16 protein-coding genes are annotated in these 15610 nt (G+C 41.1%); 10 read left to right on the top strand and 6 right to left on the bottom strand.

What is annotated here, in order from left to right; genetic code table 11:
• Positions 1-84: 84 nt before the first annotated feature.
• Entirely contained in the window at positions 85-1728 is a 1644-nt protein-coding gene (locus JMY06_RS08060) for a DUF2254 domain-containing protein (RefSeq protein WP_227672245.1), read from the bottom strand.
• Between the two features lie 87 nt (positions 1729-1815).
• Positions 1816-3357, bottom strand: coding sequence for a YihY family inner membrane protein (locus tag JMY06_RS08055; RefSeq protein ID WP_201617846.1), 1542 nt, complete (start codon positions 3355-3357; stop codon positions 1816-1818).
• A 246-nt stretch (positions 3358-3603) separates the two neighbouring features.
• On the opposite strand from JMY06_RS08055, the gene JMY06_RS11820 reads away from it, so the two are divergent.
• Positions 3604-3753 carry a hypothetical protein gene (locus JMY06_RS11820; RefSeq protein ID WP_227672244.1) on the top strand — a complete coding sequence of 50 codons (150 nt, stop codon included), beginning with the start codon at positions 3604-3606 and terminating at the stop codon, positions 3751-3753.
• A 110-nt stretch (positions 3754-3863) separates the two neighbouring features.
• Complete coding sequence (locus JMY06_RS08045; protein WP_201617872.1) at positions 3864-4313, top strand: hypothetical protein; 450 nt, start codon at positions 3864-3866, stop codon at positions 4311-4313.
• Between the two features lie 158 nt (positions 4314-4471).
• Here JMY06_RS08045 and JMY06_RS08040 read toward each other — a convergent pair whose 3' ends face one another.
• Positions 4472-5224 carry a DUF3108 domain-containing protein gene (locus tag JMY06_RS08040; protein WP_201617845.1) on the bottom strand — a complete coding sequence of 251 codons (753 nt, stop codon included), beginning with the start codon at positions 5222-5224 and terminating at the stop codon, positions 4472-4474.
• Positions 5225-5673: 449 nt separating this feature from the next.
• On the opposite strand from JMY06_RS08040, the gene JMY06_RS08035 reads away from it, so the two are divergent.
• Both JMY06_RS08035 and groL read left to right on the top strand, forming a co-directional pair.
• Positions 5674-5964, top strand: coding sequence for a co-chaperone GroES (locus tag JMY06_RS08035; protein WP_201529440.1), 291 nt, complete (start codon positions 5674-5676; stop codon positions 5962-5964).
• A gap of 178 nt (positions 5965-6142) precedes the next feature.
• Positions 6143-7786 (top strand): chaperonin GroEL, encoded by a 1644-nt coding sequence (gene groL, locus JMY06_RS08030; RefSeq protein ID WP_201617844.1) that lies wholly within the window; start codon positions 6143-6145, stop codon positions 7784-7786.
• A 136-nt stretch (positions 7787-7922) separates the two neighbouring features.
• Here the strand turns inward: groL and yaaA are convergent, their stop codons facing one another.
• Complete coding sequence (gene yaaA, locus JMY06_RS08025; RefSeq protein WP_201617843.1) at positions 7923-8723, bottom strand: peroxide stress protein YaaA; 801 nt, start codon at positions 8721-8723, stop codon at positions 7923-7925.
• Between the two features lie 273 nt (positions 8724-8996).
• On the opposite strand from yaaA, the gene JMY06_RS08020 reads away from it, so the two are divergent.
• The 4 genes from JMY06_RS08020 (at position 8997) to JMY06_RS08005 (ending at position 11207) form a co-directional block, all read left to right on the top strand.
• Positions 8997-9533, top strand: a complete 537-nt coding sequence (locus tag JMY06_RS08020) for an acyl-CoA thioesterase (protein WP_201529446.1) — start codon at positions 8997-8999, stop codon at positions 9531-9533.
• Between the two features lie 102 nt (positions 9534-9635).
• Positions 9636-9845, top strand: coding sequence for a Fe-S cluster assembly protein IscX (gene iscX, locus JMY06_RS08015; protein WP_201617842.1), 210 nt, complete (start codon positions 9636-9638; stop codon positions 9843-9845).
• A gap of 55 nt (positions 9846-9900) precedes the next feature.
• Positions 9901-10401: a GyrI-like domain-containing protein gene (locus JMY06_RS08010; protein WP_201617841.1), complete on the top strand. Its 501-nt coding sequence runs from the start codon at positions 9901-9903 to the stop codon at positions 10399-10401.
• 143 nt (positions 10402-10544) lie between these two features.
• Positions 10545-11207 carry a hypothetical protein gene (locus JMY06_RS08005; RefSeq protein ID WP_201617840.1) on the top strand — a complete coding sequence of 221 codons (663 nt, stop codon included), beginning with the start codon at positions 10545-10547 and terminating at the stop codon, positions 11205-11207.
• A gap of 86 nt (positions 11208-11293) precedes the next feature.
• Here JMY06_RS08005 and dapE read toward each other — a convergent pair whose 3' ends face one another.
• Together dapE and JMY06_RS07995 are read right to left on the bottom strand one after the other, a co-directional pair.
• Entirely contained in the window at positions 11294-12538 is a 1245-nt protein-coding gene (gene dapE, locus JMY06_RS08000) for a succinyl-diaminopimelate desuccinylase (RefSeq protein WP_201617839.1), read from the bottom strand.
• Between the two features lie 98 nt (positions 12539-12636).
• The gene (locus tag JMY06_RS07995; protein WP_201617838.1) at positions 12637-13404 is read right to left on the bottom strand and encodes a 2OG-Fe(II) oxygenase; all 768 of its coding nucleotides are present in this window, start codon (positions 13402-13404) and stop codon (positions 12637-12639) included.
• Between the two features lie 161 nt (positions 13405-13565).
• Between JMY06_RS07995 and JMY06_RS07990 the strand changes: the two genes are divergently transcribed.
• Together JMY06_RS07990 and pssA are read left to right on the top strand one after the other, a co-directional pair.
• Positions 13566-14441 (top strand): 23S rRNA (adenine(2030)-N(6))-methyltransferase RlmJ, encoded by an 876-nt coding sequence (locus JMY06_RS07990; RefSeq protein WP_201617837.1) that lies wholly within the window; start codon positions 13566-13568, stop codon positions 14439-14441.
• 10 nt (positions 14442-14451) lie between these two features.
• Positions 14452-15375: a CDP-diacylglycerol--serine O-phosphatidyltransferase gene (gene pssA / locus JMY06_RS07985; protein ID WP_227672243.1), complete on the top strand. Its 924-nt coding sequence runs from the start codon at positions 14452-14454 to the stop codon at positions 15373-15375.
• Positions 15376-15610: the final 235 nt, after the last annotated feature.

The following is a 15610-nucleotide window of genomic DNA, read 5'->3' as shown; positions in this document are numbered from 1 at the left end:
ATTTTGTTATTTTACTTATATTGCAGACTGTAGAGTCTATATATAGACTCTAATTTACAGACAGGGCCTTAATAACATAAAAAACTAGCTGGATTCAGTTTGGAGCTCTTTTTCGATATGGGCGGAAAACTCGCTAATATACTCAAAATATTGGTGCTGAGCGTTGTCATCATGAATAAACTGCCGTGCTTGCTGACACATGGCAACCAAGTCTGCTACTAATTCGCGATAACCAAGATTCTCTGCTCCTGCACGCTCAATTAACGCCAGCTCGTGCAGTAGCGTCTGTCGTTGGGCGTTATTTATTCGTGCATAATTAAGGTCGGTCAGCGCTTTACAAAGCGCTTTTAATACCATTAAATCAGCGGTAGCATAGCGGCGTATCTCACCCAGTGAGGTATCGATAAAGTCAGCTATAGTAGGCGTTTTAGTAATGACCGCTAATATAGCAATGCGTGGCTGCTTAATAGTCGTATCAGATACCGCACTGTCATGCGGGGGGATATAAAAATGATAAGGACTGGGTGGCTGCCGGCGTAACATTACGCTGAGGCAAGCTGTTAAGGACTGTACGCAGTTCACAGCCGTTTTAGGATCATTAATCCCTGGTGATAGCGCCCGTACGGCAATCTCAGTCATTTGTCCCAAGCTATACGCAATATCATTAGAATGGACTGGACGATTTTCAAGTTGAATACAACTGGCAAAGCGCTGCCAAAATAGCCCATCGGGCGGGCGCGATATAGTAGCTAGATTTGGCGTTTTGTTTTTTTGTCGATTGCTGGCATGATTGGCAGGGCGCTGGTAAAAATAACCTATAATATTTCGATCCGTGACAAAGTTGCCAAGATTGCTATGTATCTGTACTACACTGCTATAATCTTGTGCTAGCGCCATTAGCGACTCAATATAAATCTGCTGTAGATAACCGGATTTTGGAGCATATATAGGCGTTGCCGGCCAGTGCTGGTATTGTTTAATATCGTGGTGCGCCACATCACGCTGATGCTGAATCTCGCAATTGTCACTATACCAATAATGAATATTTTTGATCGCATCATTACTGGCATCTTGAATAACGTGCGACGCTTGAATGGCGTGTACCATGTGCTGGACGAAATATACTAGTAGTAACGCGCAAATAATGGCCATGATAATGGCAAAAGTCACTGCCAATTGTGGCACACCAAAATCAACATCTTGCTTATGTATAGACTTTAAAACCAACAAGCTGTAGCTAAAAGTACCAATGAAGGCTCCAAGTACAAACTGGTTTGGGGTATCGGTCAAAAAGTTACGTAGCAGCCGTGGTCCAAACTGTGAGGAGGCCATCGATAATACGGCAATGGTAATCGAGAAAGTTGTCCCAGCTACGCCCAGTACCGCCCCCGCAATAGCAGTCATGATAGCGCGTGCTGCATTGTCATCACCGGTGAATGCGAAGCTAATCTCTTTTACGGTTGCACGATCAAACTGCTGGTCAATAGTGACTAAAATAGGTGCCAACATTATACCGAGTAGCACACATGCCGTCGGTATAAACCAGTAGGAGCCAATCAATTGCTGCCACAAGTTTTTTAGGCGTTCAGGTAAGCTGGCTAAGGTCTGTAGCGACCATAGATGCACAAACCGCCTGATCCAGTCGAGGATTGTCATTACTGTGCGTTTCGGCAGATTAACTTTAGACACATTGCGTTCCGGCATATTACTCTCATCGTTGTTACGCACGGCCATAAGCTCCGAAATAGTTGCAGATTTTTCTATTGCTAATACGACTTAACTAACTTTTATACTGGCATACTGATTTTATAAACACTATTTATTTGCTTCTGGATTGTCAGCTTCAGTAATGATATTGCGCTTATCATCATTTTTAATATAACTTTCTGTCTGCTTATGACTGTTACTATCGTTATTGCTATCGCCATCCGGAATTAAGGTTTCATGGTTGTTATTATCACGCTCAATAGCACTGTTTTTATCATAGGCAACGGCATCAAAGCGCGGCGTGCTTTTATCCTCTGAAACGTTGTGCTTGCTAATTTTAAGTTTGCTATGGTGTTGCTTTGCTTCATCTTGATAGTCATCAGATGATTTTTTGCGCGGCTCACTATGGGCAAAGATAGCTGCTAACGGTAAATTAAGCTGCTCTTTAGCACAAGCTTCTGTAGTCTCAAATCGATTTACCAACAAGCCTAGCCACGGCTTTTGGTCTTCACTTTTCATCTCTTTAAGCTCATCTTTAATCGGTAGCGGATAAGGTAGCGTCCGATAAAAATCCCATAAGGTCATTTTGCTCAAGTCTTTTTTAAGCACATAACCATTATCTTCGGTCATGGTAATTAAATTGCTGTCTTTAAGGTAGTTAATATAGGTGTACCATTTTGGTAATTCTTTACGACCCAACACATTGCGCAGCTCTTGCTCACCAACCGCAGTGCCTTTTAGATGATGGATATACACCAAATTAAGCATATCCAGCAAACTGAGTAGCGGATGACGGGGATAAACTTCCTCGGTTTCAAAAATCGTTAGGGTATAGCTAATCTCGACGCCTAATAGGATTAAATTCCACGACAGATAAATCCATAATAAGAAAATCGGTATGGCAGCAAACGCACCATAAATAGCCTCATAGCTGGTAAAGTTAGTCATCACGGTACCGAAGACATGTTTGAGCAGCTCAAATATAATTGCCACAAAAACCCCAGCAATAACAGCACTTTTCACCGGTACACGTGCTTTCGGGATAAACCAATACATACCGACGAAGCCGGCTACCGTTATCCCAATCGATACCATTTGTACCCAAAATGACCAATCAATTCCATAACCGGCAATTTGCCGGTTTAAAAAACTGAGACTCTGTACCGCACTTGAGGCGAGAAATGCCGAGGCCAGTACCAATGGCCCCAAGGTAACTATCGTCCAATAGCGCAGCATACTTTTGATGCCACCCGAACGACCTTCCACTCGCCAAATCTGATTAAAGGCGCGCTCAATAGTGGTCAAAGTCATGATGGTGGTGACAAATAGAAACGTCACCCCAATCGCGGTCAGATTAGTCGATTTCTCAGCGAAACTATTAATATATTTACTGACTTGAAGGCTTGATTGCGGTATCAAGTTGCTATAAATAACTTCATAAATCTGCGCTCTAACTGAAGCCAGTGCCGGAACCGAAGATAAAATCATCAATAATACGGTCAACATCGGCACAATTGACAACAAGGTGGTATAGGTAAGGGAGGCAGCTTTTTGTTGGCAGTTATCTTCCAGAAAATGCCGCGTTAAAAATTGTAAAAACTGAAACCAGCGCTGCTGTGCAAAAGGGAGTTTCTTTAATAAGTTTTCCATGTCGTCCATTTAAGAGGATAAAAGTAGCCATAGTTTAACAAAAATATACTGGCGGCATCTGCCAATTATTTGTGTCAAAATACTTAGCATTGTCAATAATAGTGCTGCCAATAACAGTCCTGCTAATAATAGTCTTAGTCAGCTATGTTTGCATGTCGGCTGGTGAGTCGGGCATAATGTGCTTATGAATGTTAACAATAAGTATGAACGATGTTATCAAAATTAGTTTATAAGGAAGCGGTACCAATGAGCCAAACCACCTCTTATGTATTGGTGCTTTATTATTCTAATCATTGTACGACCGAGACGCTAGCTTATGCCATTGCCCAAGGTCGTCGTCTTGCTATCGGTACTACAAGTACCACCGTACTAACGCAAGCAGACTGGAATCGCTAAGCGAGAATAGTCTGTTTATTCCAGTCCCATTTGTATGTCTAAAAACAATATCCTAAATTAGGAAATACCCCCCTCTAATGCCGAACAATCCTAATCGTGCTACTAGCCAAATGCCGCCAAATAAATTGGGTAAGCCTGTGAAGCGCAGTAAACCTATTGCCCCAATGCAGCAGCGCTTAATGCTGACGTGGTTAGCTTGGCTAGTCTATCGCTTGCTAGGACTGCCTATTTTAATCAGTATTTTTAACCCGATGAATCCCGATATCATTGGCGGTATCGTATGGCAAGCGCTGTGGCTAGTACCGGCATTTATATTAACGCCGTGGATGTTACGTGGCCGCTCACCTTATGCGCTGTTGGTCGGTAGTATGTTGACCTTAGTATATTTGGGGGCTAGCGGAGTGGTATTATTTACTCGTGTTTACGGTAGTAGTTGGGCTGAAATTTCGGTTTATCTGCTTGATTTTGTATTGTTATTATTGATTAATACATGGTTGTTTTTGCTATTAAAGCGTTTACCATCGATGAATAATGTCGTTAAGCAGCCGCGTTCTCGCTAAACAATTAGATGGTCGTCAATACTGGGTAATGCTTTACTTTCAACCAATAAAAAGCTGCGCCTTATTTTTAGGATGCAGCTTTTTTATTTATAAGGGTTTTTAACTATCAAAATTAAGTTAGTTAGATTCAGGTCGCTCTAAGCTAAATTACTTATGAATTAATTAACTTTGGTCAATTCTAAGTCCATTTTTTTACCACCATTTATCTGGCTTACTTTCACTGGCAGATAATCTAAGCTTGGCGCTAACCAAAAGCTGGTCGAGCGGCTATTGTCATCATGGATACGGTCAACGCGGACAGTATCAAAGGTGCCAGCGGGGACAGTCACTCTAGGGTTGCCTGATTTTTTAAAAGGCGTTTTTTCAATTTTATCTTTTTTCGCCATATAGTAATTACCAGAGAATTTACCATTCAATAAGTCTTGGCGAATTTGAACCTCAAGGCTTAAATCGTCAAATGCTTGCTGAGCCATATTTAGATTGATTGATTTGCCTTTATAAGTACTGATCACTTGTTTTTTACCGCCATTAAAATTGAGGTTATGGGTGCGGCCGATACCGAATATTTTATAAGTAGTGCTAGCTTGAGTGGGGGATACATTATCGCCGACTATTGCAAAGTTGCTGCTTTGCGCGGCACTAGCGACACCTGCGACACGAGCTTTAACATTATATTTCCAGACATTACCTGATTTACTCAAGGTACGGGTCGCCGTGCCTTTATATTTATCTTCAACGGTAAAGTTGTAATTAGCACTTGATGGTTGAACGGTTTTTGCGCTAGCAATAGTGGGGGCGGTCATACTCAAGGCTCCAATAGCAGCAATGCTAGCACCCATTGTCAAGGAGGATAAGAGCTTGTTGCGAGGTTTTGTATGTGTAAAGTGAGTTTCTGGTGCTGATAAGTTCATGGATATTCCTTAATTGATGTACCTGTTACGTTTTTAATATACTAGCGTTTTTTGCATAATATTATTTAGGCTGTTGTTATCGCTGGTTCATTGTTCATTAAGTTGCTGTAGTGGTCAATTGTCTATAATGGTTATATCTTGTTACCTTTTCAAGGATGATAACAGCAGAAGCCGTTTGGGTTTTGTTGTCAGTGTTGCCACCCGCTACCGTGTTGTTACGCATTATTAATAACAGCTGATTATTAGCACTTTCTATGCAGTATTATTGTAATTTTTCCGGCTTTGGGCTTGAAGCTATTTCACCTTGGCCCCACTGTTGGGGACAAGCTCAATGATTATCTTTAAGGTAATTGTTTTTTAAGATAGTGCACTTTCTTGAAGATATTGGAATTGAGTTTCTTAAATTTTAAAAACCCTCAAACTAACTAATAATTTTTGGAGTCATATCGATGAACATTCGTCCTTTACATGACCGTATTGTCGTCCGCCGCATAGAAGAAGAGAAAAAAACTGCTGGTGGTATTTTGTTGCCTGGTTCCGCTCAAGAGAAACCTTCGCAAGGTGAAGTCTTAGCGACTGGTAACGGCCAGATTCGTGACAATGGCGACACGCGCGCCTTAGATGTCAAAACTGGTGATAAAGTGTTGTTCGGTCAATATGCTGGTCAAACTGTTAAAGTTGACGGCGAAGAGCTACTAATTATGAAAGAATCTGATGTGTTGGGCGTTTTAGAAGGCTAAGGAATAATGAGACTGTTCTCTATAAAAACATCCTCATCATTTAAGGATAAAAATTCTTATAGAGAGGTATTAAGGGTTTAAAACTAAAGTCGCGCCCTTATAACAACAGATAACTTATTCAAGCGTATTCTTAACAATATTATCAACTCATTCAAATATATTACTGGAGTAATTTACCATGGCAAAAGACGTAAAGTTTGGCAGCGATGCCCGCAAACAAATGATGGATGGCGTAAACATCCTAGCAAACGCAGTTAAAGTTACTTTAGGCCCTAAAGGTCGGAACGTAGTTATTGATAAGTCATTTGGTGCTCCGACCATCACTAAAGATGGTGTGTCAGTAGCCAAAGAAATCGAGCTTGAAAACAAATTTGAAAACATGGGCGCACAGTTGGTTCGTGAAGTGGCTAGCCGTACGAATGATGTGGCTGGTGATGGTACGACTACTGCAACCGTATTGGCGCAATCAATCTTGCAAGAAGGCATGAAATCAGTTGCCGCTGGCATGAATCCAATGGATTTAAAGCGCGGTATTGATCAAGCCGTTCGCGAAGGCGTTAAACAAATTCATCTGCTATCTACTTCAGCTGACGACGAAAAAGCCATTGCCCAAGTCGGTTCTATCTCTGCTAACTCAGACCCTAAAATCGGTGAATTGATTTCGCAAGCGATGCAAAAAGTCGGCAAGCAAGGCGTTATTACCGTTGAAGAAGGTTCAAGCTTTGAAGATACCTTAGAAGTTGTAGAAGGTATGCAGTTTGACCGTGGTTATATCAGCCCATATTTTGCTAATAAGCAAGACAGCTTAACGGCTGAATTTGAAAACCCATATATCTTGCTCGTTGATAAAAAAATTAGCAATATTCGTGAAATCGTACCTTTACTTGAGCAAGTCATGCAGCAAAGCAAACCTTTGCTGATCATTGCTGAAGATGTTGAAAACGAAGCATTGGCCACTTTGGTTGTGAATAACATGCGTGGCGGCTTAAAAACTTGTGCGGTAAAAGCACCAGGTTTTGGCGATCGTCGTAAAGCGATGCTCCAAGATATCGCCACTCTTACAGGCGGTACCGTTATCTCAGAAGAAATTGGTCTGAGCTTAGAGACGGCTACTCTTGAGCAGCTTGGTACGGCTAAAAAAGTCACTGTCGGTAAAGAAAACACCGTTATCGTTGATGGCGCTGGTAATAAAGCAGACATCGATGAGCGCGTTGAATCTATTCTTCGTCAAGCTGAAGAGTCAACATCTGACTACGACAAAGAGAAGCTTCAAGAACGTATGGCAAAACTATCAGGCGGCGTCGCAGTTATCAAAGTTGGTGCGGCTACTGAAACTGAAATGAAAGAGAAGAAAGACCGCGTTGACGATGCCCTACATGCAACCCGTGCTGCGGTTGAAGAAGGCGTTGTACCTGGCGGTGGTGTTGCATTAGTTCGTGCCATGAATGCACTTGCTGAGCTTAAAGGCGATAACGATGACCAAGACGCGGGTATCAATATCTTACGTCGCGCGATGGAAGCACCACTACGTCAAATCGTAACTAACTCAGGTGAAGAAGCTTCAGTTGTCGTTAACGAAGTGAAAAGTGGTAGCGGTAACTATGGTTATAATGCTGCTTCGGGTGAATATGGCGACATGTTAGAGATGGGTATTCTTGACCCAGCGAAAGTTGCGCGTTCAGCACTAGAAAACGCGGCTTCTATTGCCGGCTTGATGCTTACTACTGAGGCCATGATTACTGACCTGCCAGAAAGCGATGACGGTATGGCTGCTATGGGCGGCGGTGCTGGTGGTATGGGCGGAATGGGCGGTATGATGTAAACTGTACTAACCCTTAAGTGTTCCCGTTAGCTGAAAGTCATTAATGATATCTGTTTTTGATAACAGCTAAGAAAAAGCCCCGACTTAATTGAGTTGGGGCTTTTTTTGTATTCATCTAATAGACTTAAAGATTTTATTATTGGTCAGCTACATCTCGTCTAAACGTCCACATCTTATCATCAGACGCGTCTTTGCAATAATAGTACCCTGCTAGATTAAATTTCTTAAGCTGCTCAGCGTTAGTAAGCTTATTATCAGCCGCGTATTTCACCATTAGGCCACGTGCTTTTTTGGCATAAAAGCTAATCACTTTGTACTTTCCATTCTTCTCATCTTCAAAGCGTGGCGTGATAATTTCTGCATCCAGCGCTTTTTTTTTGACTGCTTTAAAGTATTCATTTGATGCCAGATTAATCAAAATGTTATCGTTACTATCTGACGGTGCTGTTTTGATACGTTCATTCAATAAGTCGGTAATTTGTTCGCCCCAAAAATCATATAAATTATCGCCGCGCTCATTTTTAAGTTTAGTGCCCATCTCTAGCCTGTACGGTTGCATCAAATCTAATGGTTTTAGCACCCCATACAATCCTGATAAAATCCCCAGATGTTCATTTAAATAAAGTATAGCCTCTTTATCCATGCTATAACTATCGAGTCCAGTATAGACATCACCATCGAATAGATAGCTGGCAGGTTTGGCATTATCAATGGTAAATGGCAGCTGCCACTCTTGATTGCGCGCAGCATTTAAAGTAGCAAGCTCGGCTGAGATGCTCATTAATTCTTGTAAATCTAGCGGATCTTTACTTTTGAGGCTCTTCATTAGCTGAGTTGAGTTGTCAATGAATGCTGGCTGGCTATAGTGATTACCAAGGTTTAAAGGCACAGCATCATTCTCATTTAAGGCTTTGGCGGGGGAAAGTACAAAATACATCGTTTATTCCTTATTATTAATACAGCAAATTTTTTCGGTATTATGAAATCTCATTCAGCGTACCGTAAACTAACCGCTGGCGTCTAGGTTGTTAACTGTTGAGAATAAATAATGATGCTAAAATATCTATAAGAGTATTTCTCTTTAGAGCTATTCAGACATACTAAAAGCTACTGAGGTGGCTTTTTTCGTTAAGTCAATTTACCTTTGTCTTTTTTAAAACCTGTTATCCATCATTACTTTTAACAGTTGCCATCTAATAAGAGAGTTGCCATGAATATGTTACTGCGGTTTTTTATCATGACCAGCTTGCTTACGCAGCAACTTAAACTGCAGTCGGTTTACAAGCAGCTCAGTATAGAGATGCTAACATCGCCTATTGTGCGCAGCTACCGCGTATTGCCTCATGATATGGGCTTTCGTAATCATTTGCCCAATTATCGCTATTTATCCTTCATTGAACTTAATGTCACGCGCTGGTTGCTGACGTGTTGTCATCAAAAAGGATTGGAGCCCTTGCAATGGATTATTGCCATGCAGGAAATAGTTTACCTTAAAGAAATTAAGTTTTTAGATAAAATGGCTGTGAATAGCACCCTTGTTGGTTGGGATCAAAAGTACGTTTACTTTGAGCATCGTTTTTTGGTAAAAAGCCAGCTAATGGCGGTTGGCATGACTAAGTTCGTATTGATGGATAAACAAGGTAAATGTGCGCCAAGCTGTCTGGATATGAATGATACCAAGCTAACCGATGTCATCACTTCATGGAATACACACCAAACAGCTATAAAATCTGCGCCAAATCAATAACACTTGTAAACTTTTATACTTGGCTATACATCATCAGGATAAGTTTGCTACGATACAGCGTATTGACTTGATCATATTCATATTTAATTTTAAGGAGCAATTATGACCCCGCAACCATTAAAATGGACAGATAGCTTAGATGTTGCTATTGAGCTTTATGAGAAATTCCCTGAGACCGATCCACAATACGTTCGTTTTACCGATTTGCATCGCTGGGTCACAGAGCTTGAAGGCTTTGATGATGACCCAAACAAATCGAACGAGGGCATCTTAGAGTCGATTCAAATGAATTGGATTGATGAGGCCGACTAGTTCAATTCTTCTACTTTAACCATGACCTTAGATAAAAAACAGGACAGGCAGCATCATGACTTCACAAATTAAAGAGCTAACCGAAGCGCTAGCTTGTAAAGGCATTGGCATTTGTACGACCAATATCGCTGAAACCAGCCATGAAACTGCCAAGTTAGGTAGATTATGGCAAAATTTCTATCAAGGTCATGTGAGTCATCTTGAAGAAGGTGAGGATATTTATGGTATTTATCATAACTATGAGAGCGATGATGATATTGGCGCTTTTGATGTAGTAGCCAGTTGGAAGACTAGCAGCCAGCAAGCTCAGTTAGGTAATGACGCTATTCCTAATGTTAGTAATATGGTGACAGTGACCATTCCTACAGGAAAGTATTTGGTATTCTCTGAACAAGGTAACATGCCTAATACGGTGATGAATGCTTGGGAGAAGGTTTGGGAATATTTCAATGATCCAAGCTGTGAGCACACCCGAGTTTACGATGTCGATTTTGAGCGTTATATCGATGGTAATCTAGAATACGGTCAAGTTGATCTTTATATTGGTATTGAGTAGAGCTATTAAGACATGAAACTGACACTTAAAAACTAAACGAAAGCATTTTATAGTCTATTTAAAAGAATAGAGTTAATGAGGTGGACTAGTTAAATAAAGTGACTTTGACAATATTAAGTTTCAGCTATTATTTTGGATTAATAATGAATCCATCAAAACCAAACTCTAATGATAGGTTGGTTAGTGTTGCTAAAGCAGTAGCAGGTACACTTCCATATATAGGAGCTTTAGTTTCAGAACTGCTTGATAACGTTGTGCCAAACTTGAGGTTTGAACGTATAGTAGTTTTTCTGCAAGCACTTGATTTAAAAGTATCTCAAATCGATGATAAACTCGAGTACTTTAAAGTAAATTTGGCTAGTGAGGAAGGTATAGATTTATTAGAAGAAGGGATGCTGCAAGCTTCTCGCTCGATAAGTCGTGAACGTAAAGAAAGACTAGCTTCTATTCTTGGAAAATCTTTAGGCGAAGAAACTCTAAAATATGAAGAGTCAAAGAAAATTCTTAATATATTTAGAGAGCTAACTGATCCTGAAGTCATTTGGTTGATATATTATTCTCTTGAACCAATACTGGGGCAAGGACCGCATTATGATTTGGCTCAACAATATCCAGAAATTCTGCATCCGATATCTAAGGCTTTTACTGGGTTAAATGAACAATTAGAAAATGAACAACTAGAGAAAGCTGCTTTACAAGATAGTTATACAGATACATTGCTACGTTTAGGTCTAATTCAAAGGAACGGGGACACAACTAGCATGACGACCCTAGGTGAAATGATTATTAAGTATATTAAAGATTGAGAGTAGTTTTAACTGTATTTATTCATAATAAAAAAGCGCTAAACCTGAGTCAGGTGGCGCTTTTTCACATCCTAAATTAATATTTTCTAATCAAGCAGTAAGTTCTCTAGAATCCCCTCATATATCTGTGCTAATTGTCCTAAATCATCAACTTCTACTTTTTCATCAACTTGGTGAATAGTGGCGTTACGTACGCCCAGCTCAACGACTTGCGCACCCGTTGGGGCAATAAAACGTCCGTCTGATGTACCACCAGAAGTTGATAAGGTAGTATCAGTTCCAGTCACTGACTTAATCGCTCGCTGGCATGCCGAAACTAATTTACCTTCTGGGGTTAAAAAAGGCTCACCGGAGAGCTTCCAATTAATCTCATAGCTAGCTTTACTGTCTTTGAAATGCTTATCAAATAGGGCATGGGTTTTAGCCTTTAGCTCATCTGCCGTGGTTTCAGTCGAAAAACGAAAATTGAATACTACTTCTAGGGTTTCAGGAATGACGTTGGTTGCACCAGTACCGGCATTAAGATTTGATATTTGTAGAGAGGTAGCAGGGAAATAGTCGTTACCAGCGTCCCAAGATGCTCCAGTCAGATCTGTCAACGCTGGTAGGGCGGCATGAATAGGGTTGGATGCTAAATGCGGATAGGCAACATGACCTTGTGTGCCAGTTACGGTTAAGACGGCACCCAATGAGCCGCGACGGCCATTCTTGATGATATCGCCTAAGGTATCGGTACTCGATGGCTCACCAACCAAGCAGTAAGTAATCTTTTCATTACGTGCTTCTAACGTTTCGATGACTTTAACCGTGCCATTAATTGACGGCCCTTCTTCATCGGAGGTAATTAAGAATGCAATAGAGCCTTTATGTTGTGGGTGATTACGCACAAAGCGTTCGGCAGCAACGGTAAAGGCGGCAATACCAGTTTTCATATCAGCAGCACCGCGCCCCCACAGATAACCATCAGCAAGCGTTGGGGTAAATGGCGGATAGGTCCAATTATTTTCATCGCCGGTAGGTACCACGTCGGTATGACCGGCAAAGCAAATAACGGGTTCAGTCGTTCCACCCCGCGCCCATAAATTTTTGACTTCAGCATGTTCACCGCTTTGGGCTTTGTCACCGAAGTACATAAACTCGCAGTCAAAGCCTGCTTGCTCGAGTCGCGCTGACAAGATATCTTGGCAATCAGTATCGTCAGGCGTTACCGAAGGACGTTCCATCAGCGCTATGCTCAATTCCAAAGTCGCTTGCTGATGAGTATCTGTCTCAGAGTTTTTTATACTTTCGTTATTATTAGCCGTTTTTACTGTTGCGTCATGATTTGACATTGGGAACCTTTTTTAAAGTTAGAAATGATTAAGGATAAGGAGTGGTTATGCTAATGGTTTATTATTTGAATTATTTTCAATATTAGGTGTTTTTAGTATTAAGTATCTTCAACGAAAGGCACTAAGCCATCACGGCGCATCCAAGTCGCAATAGAGTAACGTCGTCGATTGGCAATCTGCACTTGATGTTGCAGATTGCTATCAAATACTATTAAGCGATTGGCAGCCGGCATGACGTTATGATGTTGGCCATCATTATCAATCACTTCTAACGCGCCTCCATCTTCTGTCGCCCATTCATCATTAAGATAAAAAACTGCTGAGATGATACGCTCATTGCGGCCAGCAGGATTGTCGCTATGCCATTGATAGCCAAAGCCGACTGGATACCAAGCATAATGCGCCTCACTGTGACGAACGCCGGCGAATAAGCTGCGATTAAACACGGTAGCCAGCGCATTAATACTTTGAAGATAATAAAAGCCTGCAAAAAAATTCTGGGTAATCCAGCGTATTTTATCGCCGCGAATGTCACTAACATGAATACCAGCAGTGAGCGCTGCATCTCGATAATCAATAAAGCCGCTCTCTGTCTGCAATGCTAATAGCGCTTTTTTATTAAAGACATCGTCAATAATAATCCAGCCATTATTAGTCAAGTCATCAAGCAGTGCATCAGTAAGCCTGTCTTCCCAATTAACGTCGAAATCAGAAGTTTGCAGCTCGTGTTGATTAAGCGTACTTCCAACTGCTTCATTAATATGAGAAGTTAGTAGTGGCGGGTTATGCTCACCTATCAGACTGTCAGCGTCTAATTCTGTTAGGCTTAAGTCTGCTACGTCAAGATTGCTAATAATCTCTGTCATTTCATACCTTATTGACTTTGTTGCAGGGCTTATATGCATCTTATTGATAGTTACCTTTGTCTATCAGTTATCAATCATGCCTTTTTACCAAAACCATCGTTATCTTTTACTAATCCTATGCTACCATAGATGCAATTTTTCTTATTTAAACTTTTGAACTTATGAATTATAAACACGCCTATCATGCCGGTAACTTTGCTGATGTGGTCAAACACATTTTATTGGTACAATTGCTCAATCAATTAGGCCAGAAGGAAAAGCCTTTCTATGTGCTTGACGCTTATGGCGGTCGTGGACTGTATTCACTTAGTAGTGAAGAGGCGCGCAAAACCGGTGAATCTAAAGGTGGCGTCCAAGCCATCATGAAGGCCGATACCGAAAAAGCACCCGCTGCCATCAAAGAATATGTGGAAGGTATCAAGCAAGCCCGCTTCACTTACGACAATAAAGTCTATCCTGGTTCACCGTGGTGGATTGCCCATCATGTTGAAAAGCATCCTGAAGCTAGCGTTCGCGGTGAAGCATTTGAAGCCAAAGCCAGTGAGTATGATGCGCTAAATTATCAATTGCATAAATTACCAATCGGTATTCATCATCGTAATGCCTTTGAAGGTATTGCTGCGGTCATTCCTCCAAAAGAGAAACGTGGTTTAATTTTACTTGATCCGCCTTATGAGCAGGAACACAAAGACTTTACGCGTTTGATTGATTTATTGGTGCATTCTTATAATAAGTGGCCACAGGGTACTTATGCATTATGGTTCCCGATTAAGAACATTGATGCCGTCGAGCTTTTCTATAAAAAACTGAAACGTACTGAGATGAGACGCCAACTGGTTTGTGAGCTCAATATTTATCCTAATGATATTGCTGTCGGTCTTAACGGTACCGGTATGTTGATCATTAATCCGCCTTGGCAGTTTGATAACCACGCGCGTGAAATCTTACACTTCTTACAACCGATACTAAAAGTTGCGGATGCGCCAGACTTATCTCCTGATAGCGCCACCAATGTGCGCTGGTTAGTTGGCGAATAAGGACACTGTTATGAAGACTGAGCAATCACCTAATAGCTTAAATAACAATCGTACAGAGGCTAGTCATCTGAACGACGGATTATCAAAAGAACCTCTATTACAAGACAGTGCTGCTACCCAGCCGCCCTTTGCGAATGAGCATGACTTTGATATTCGCTTAGCAGATAATGATAGCTATGATGGTCTAACCTTTGAGGTGATTGAAGCGGAAATCACAGAAGGCAAACGAGTGGTTAGCCGTGGTGTTTATTTAGCACCCAATCTGATTACTACTTTGTCGCTGTTATCTGGCTTTTACTCTATCTTAGCCAGTACTCAAGGTGAATTCTACAAAGCTTCACTAGCAATTTTTTTATCGGCTATTCTTGATGGTGCAGATGGTAGGGTTGCGCGAATGCTGAATGCGCAAAGCCCATTTGGTGAGCAATATGACTCATTAGCAGATATGCTGGCTTTTGGTATTGCTCCAGCTATTTTGATTTATAGCTTTGCGCTAGAACCATTAGGTCGCATCGGACTTGGGTGTGCTTTTGTCTTTACCGCTTGCGGTGCTTTTCGTTTAGCCCGTTTTAACGTCCAGGTTGGTACAGTGGATAAAAAGTACTTTGTTGGTCTTGCAAGTCCGCTTGCTGCTATCTTAGTGACGTCTGCTGTTATGGTTGCTGTCGATCATAACCAGTGGGTAGGTCAATATGATGCGCTAATTACGACCTTATTTGCCGCGTGGGTAGTCATTTGTGGTTTATTAATGGTCAGTAACGTCAAGTACTATAGCTTTAAAGAGTTCGATAAAAAGAAAGTTCCTTTCGTCGCCTTAATTGTGGGCGTATTGGTTATGAGCGTAGTACTGTATGATATACCCGTTGGTATCTTAGCGATTGGTATCATTTACGCTTTATCAGGCATTGTTACTACGTTGAAAAGTAAAGTGTAGAGATAGAGGTTACATATAAAATACAGACTCAAACTCATATAAAGCTTATAGGTGGCATAGCTTCCGTCTTCGATCCTAAAAAGAGCCACCCTATTTATGGTGGCTCTTTTTTTATCTCTAACTTTAACTGGGATTAAAAGACTATCAATTATTTAAGCTCCAAAACTCCTTGACCCCTACTTCAAACTGCGTATAATACGCCCCTATCGAAACAGAGCTGCTTCAAATAATATAG

This window comes from Psychrobacter urativorans, from assembly GCF_904846675.1.
Classification (GTDB): Bacteria; Pseudomonadota; Gammaproteobacteria; order Pseudomonadales; family Moraxellaceae; genus Psychrobacter; species Psychrobacter urativorans_B.
Note: the sequence above shows the minus strand (reverse complement) of the source record. Positions and strands in the feature narration are given on the sequence as shown.

What these genes read in the sequence shown, in the direction of transcription:
- JMY06_RS08055 (WP_201617846.1), bottom strand. Translation starts at nt 3,357, where the DNA reads ATGGAAAACTTATTAAAGAAACTCCCTTTTGCACAGCAGCGCTGGTTT.
- JMY06_RS11820 (WP_227672244.1), top strand. Translation starts at nt 3,604, where the DNA reads ATGAGCCAAACCACCTCTTATGTATTGGTGCTTTATTATTCTAATCAT.
- JMY06_RS08045 (WP_201617872.1), top strand. Translation starts at nt 3,864, where the DNA reads ATGCCGCCAAATAAATTGGGTAAGCCTGTGAAGCGCAGTAAACCTATT.
- JMY06_RS08040 (WP_201617845.1), bottom strand. Translation starts at nt 5,224, where the DNA reads ATGAACTTATCAGCACCAGAAACTCACTTTACACATACAAAACCTCGC.
- JMY06_RS08035 (WP_201529440.1), top strand. Translation starts at nt 5,674, where the DNA reads ATGAACATTCGTCCTTTACATGACCGTATTGTCGTCCGCCGCATAGAA.
- groL (WP_201617844.1), top strand. Translation starts at nt 6,143, where the DNA reads ATGGCAAAAGACGTAAAGTTTGGCAGCGATGCCCGCAAACAAATGATG.
- yaaA (WP_201617843.1), bottom strand. Translation starts at nt 8,723, where the DNA reads ATGTATTTTGTACTTTCCCCCGCCAAAGCCTTAAATGAGAATGATGCT.
- JMY06_RS08020 (WP_201529446.1), top strand. Translation starts at nt 8,997, where the DNA reads ATGAATATGTTACTGCGGTTTTTTATCATGACCAGCTTGCTTACGCAG.
- iscX (WP_201617842.1), top strand. Translation starts at nt 9,636, where the DNA reads ATGACCCCGCAACCATTAAAATGGACAGATAGCTTAGATGTTGCTATT.
- JMY06_RS08010 (WP_201617841.1), top strand. Translation starts at nt 9,901, where the DNA reads ATGACTTCACAAATTAAAGAGCTAACCGAAGCGCTAGCTTGTAAAGGC.
- JMY06_RS08005 (WP_201617840.1), top strand. Translation starts at nt 10,545, where the DNA reads ATGAATCCATCAAAACCAAACTCTAATGATAGGTTGGTTAGTGTTGCT.
- dapE (WP_201617839.1), bottom strand. Translation starts at nt 12,538, where the DNA reads ATGTCAAATCATGACGCAACAGTAAAAACGGCTAATAATAACGAAAGT.
- JMY06_RS07995 (WP_201617838.1), bottom strand. Translation starts at nt 13,404, where the DNA reads ATGACAGAGATTATTAGCAATCTTGACGTAGCAGACTTAAGCCTAACA.
- JMY06_RS07990 (WP_201617837.1), top strand. Translation starts at nt 13,566, where the DNA reads ATGAATTATAAACACGCCTATCATGCCGGTAACTTTGCTGATGTGGTC.
- pssA (WP_227672243.1), top strand. Translation starts at nt 14,452, where the DNA reads ATGAAGACTGAGCAATCACCTAATAGCTTAAATAACAATCGTACAGAG.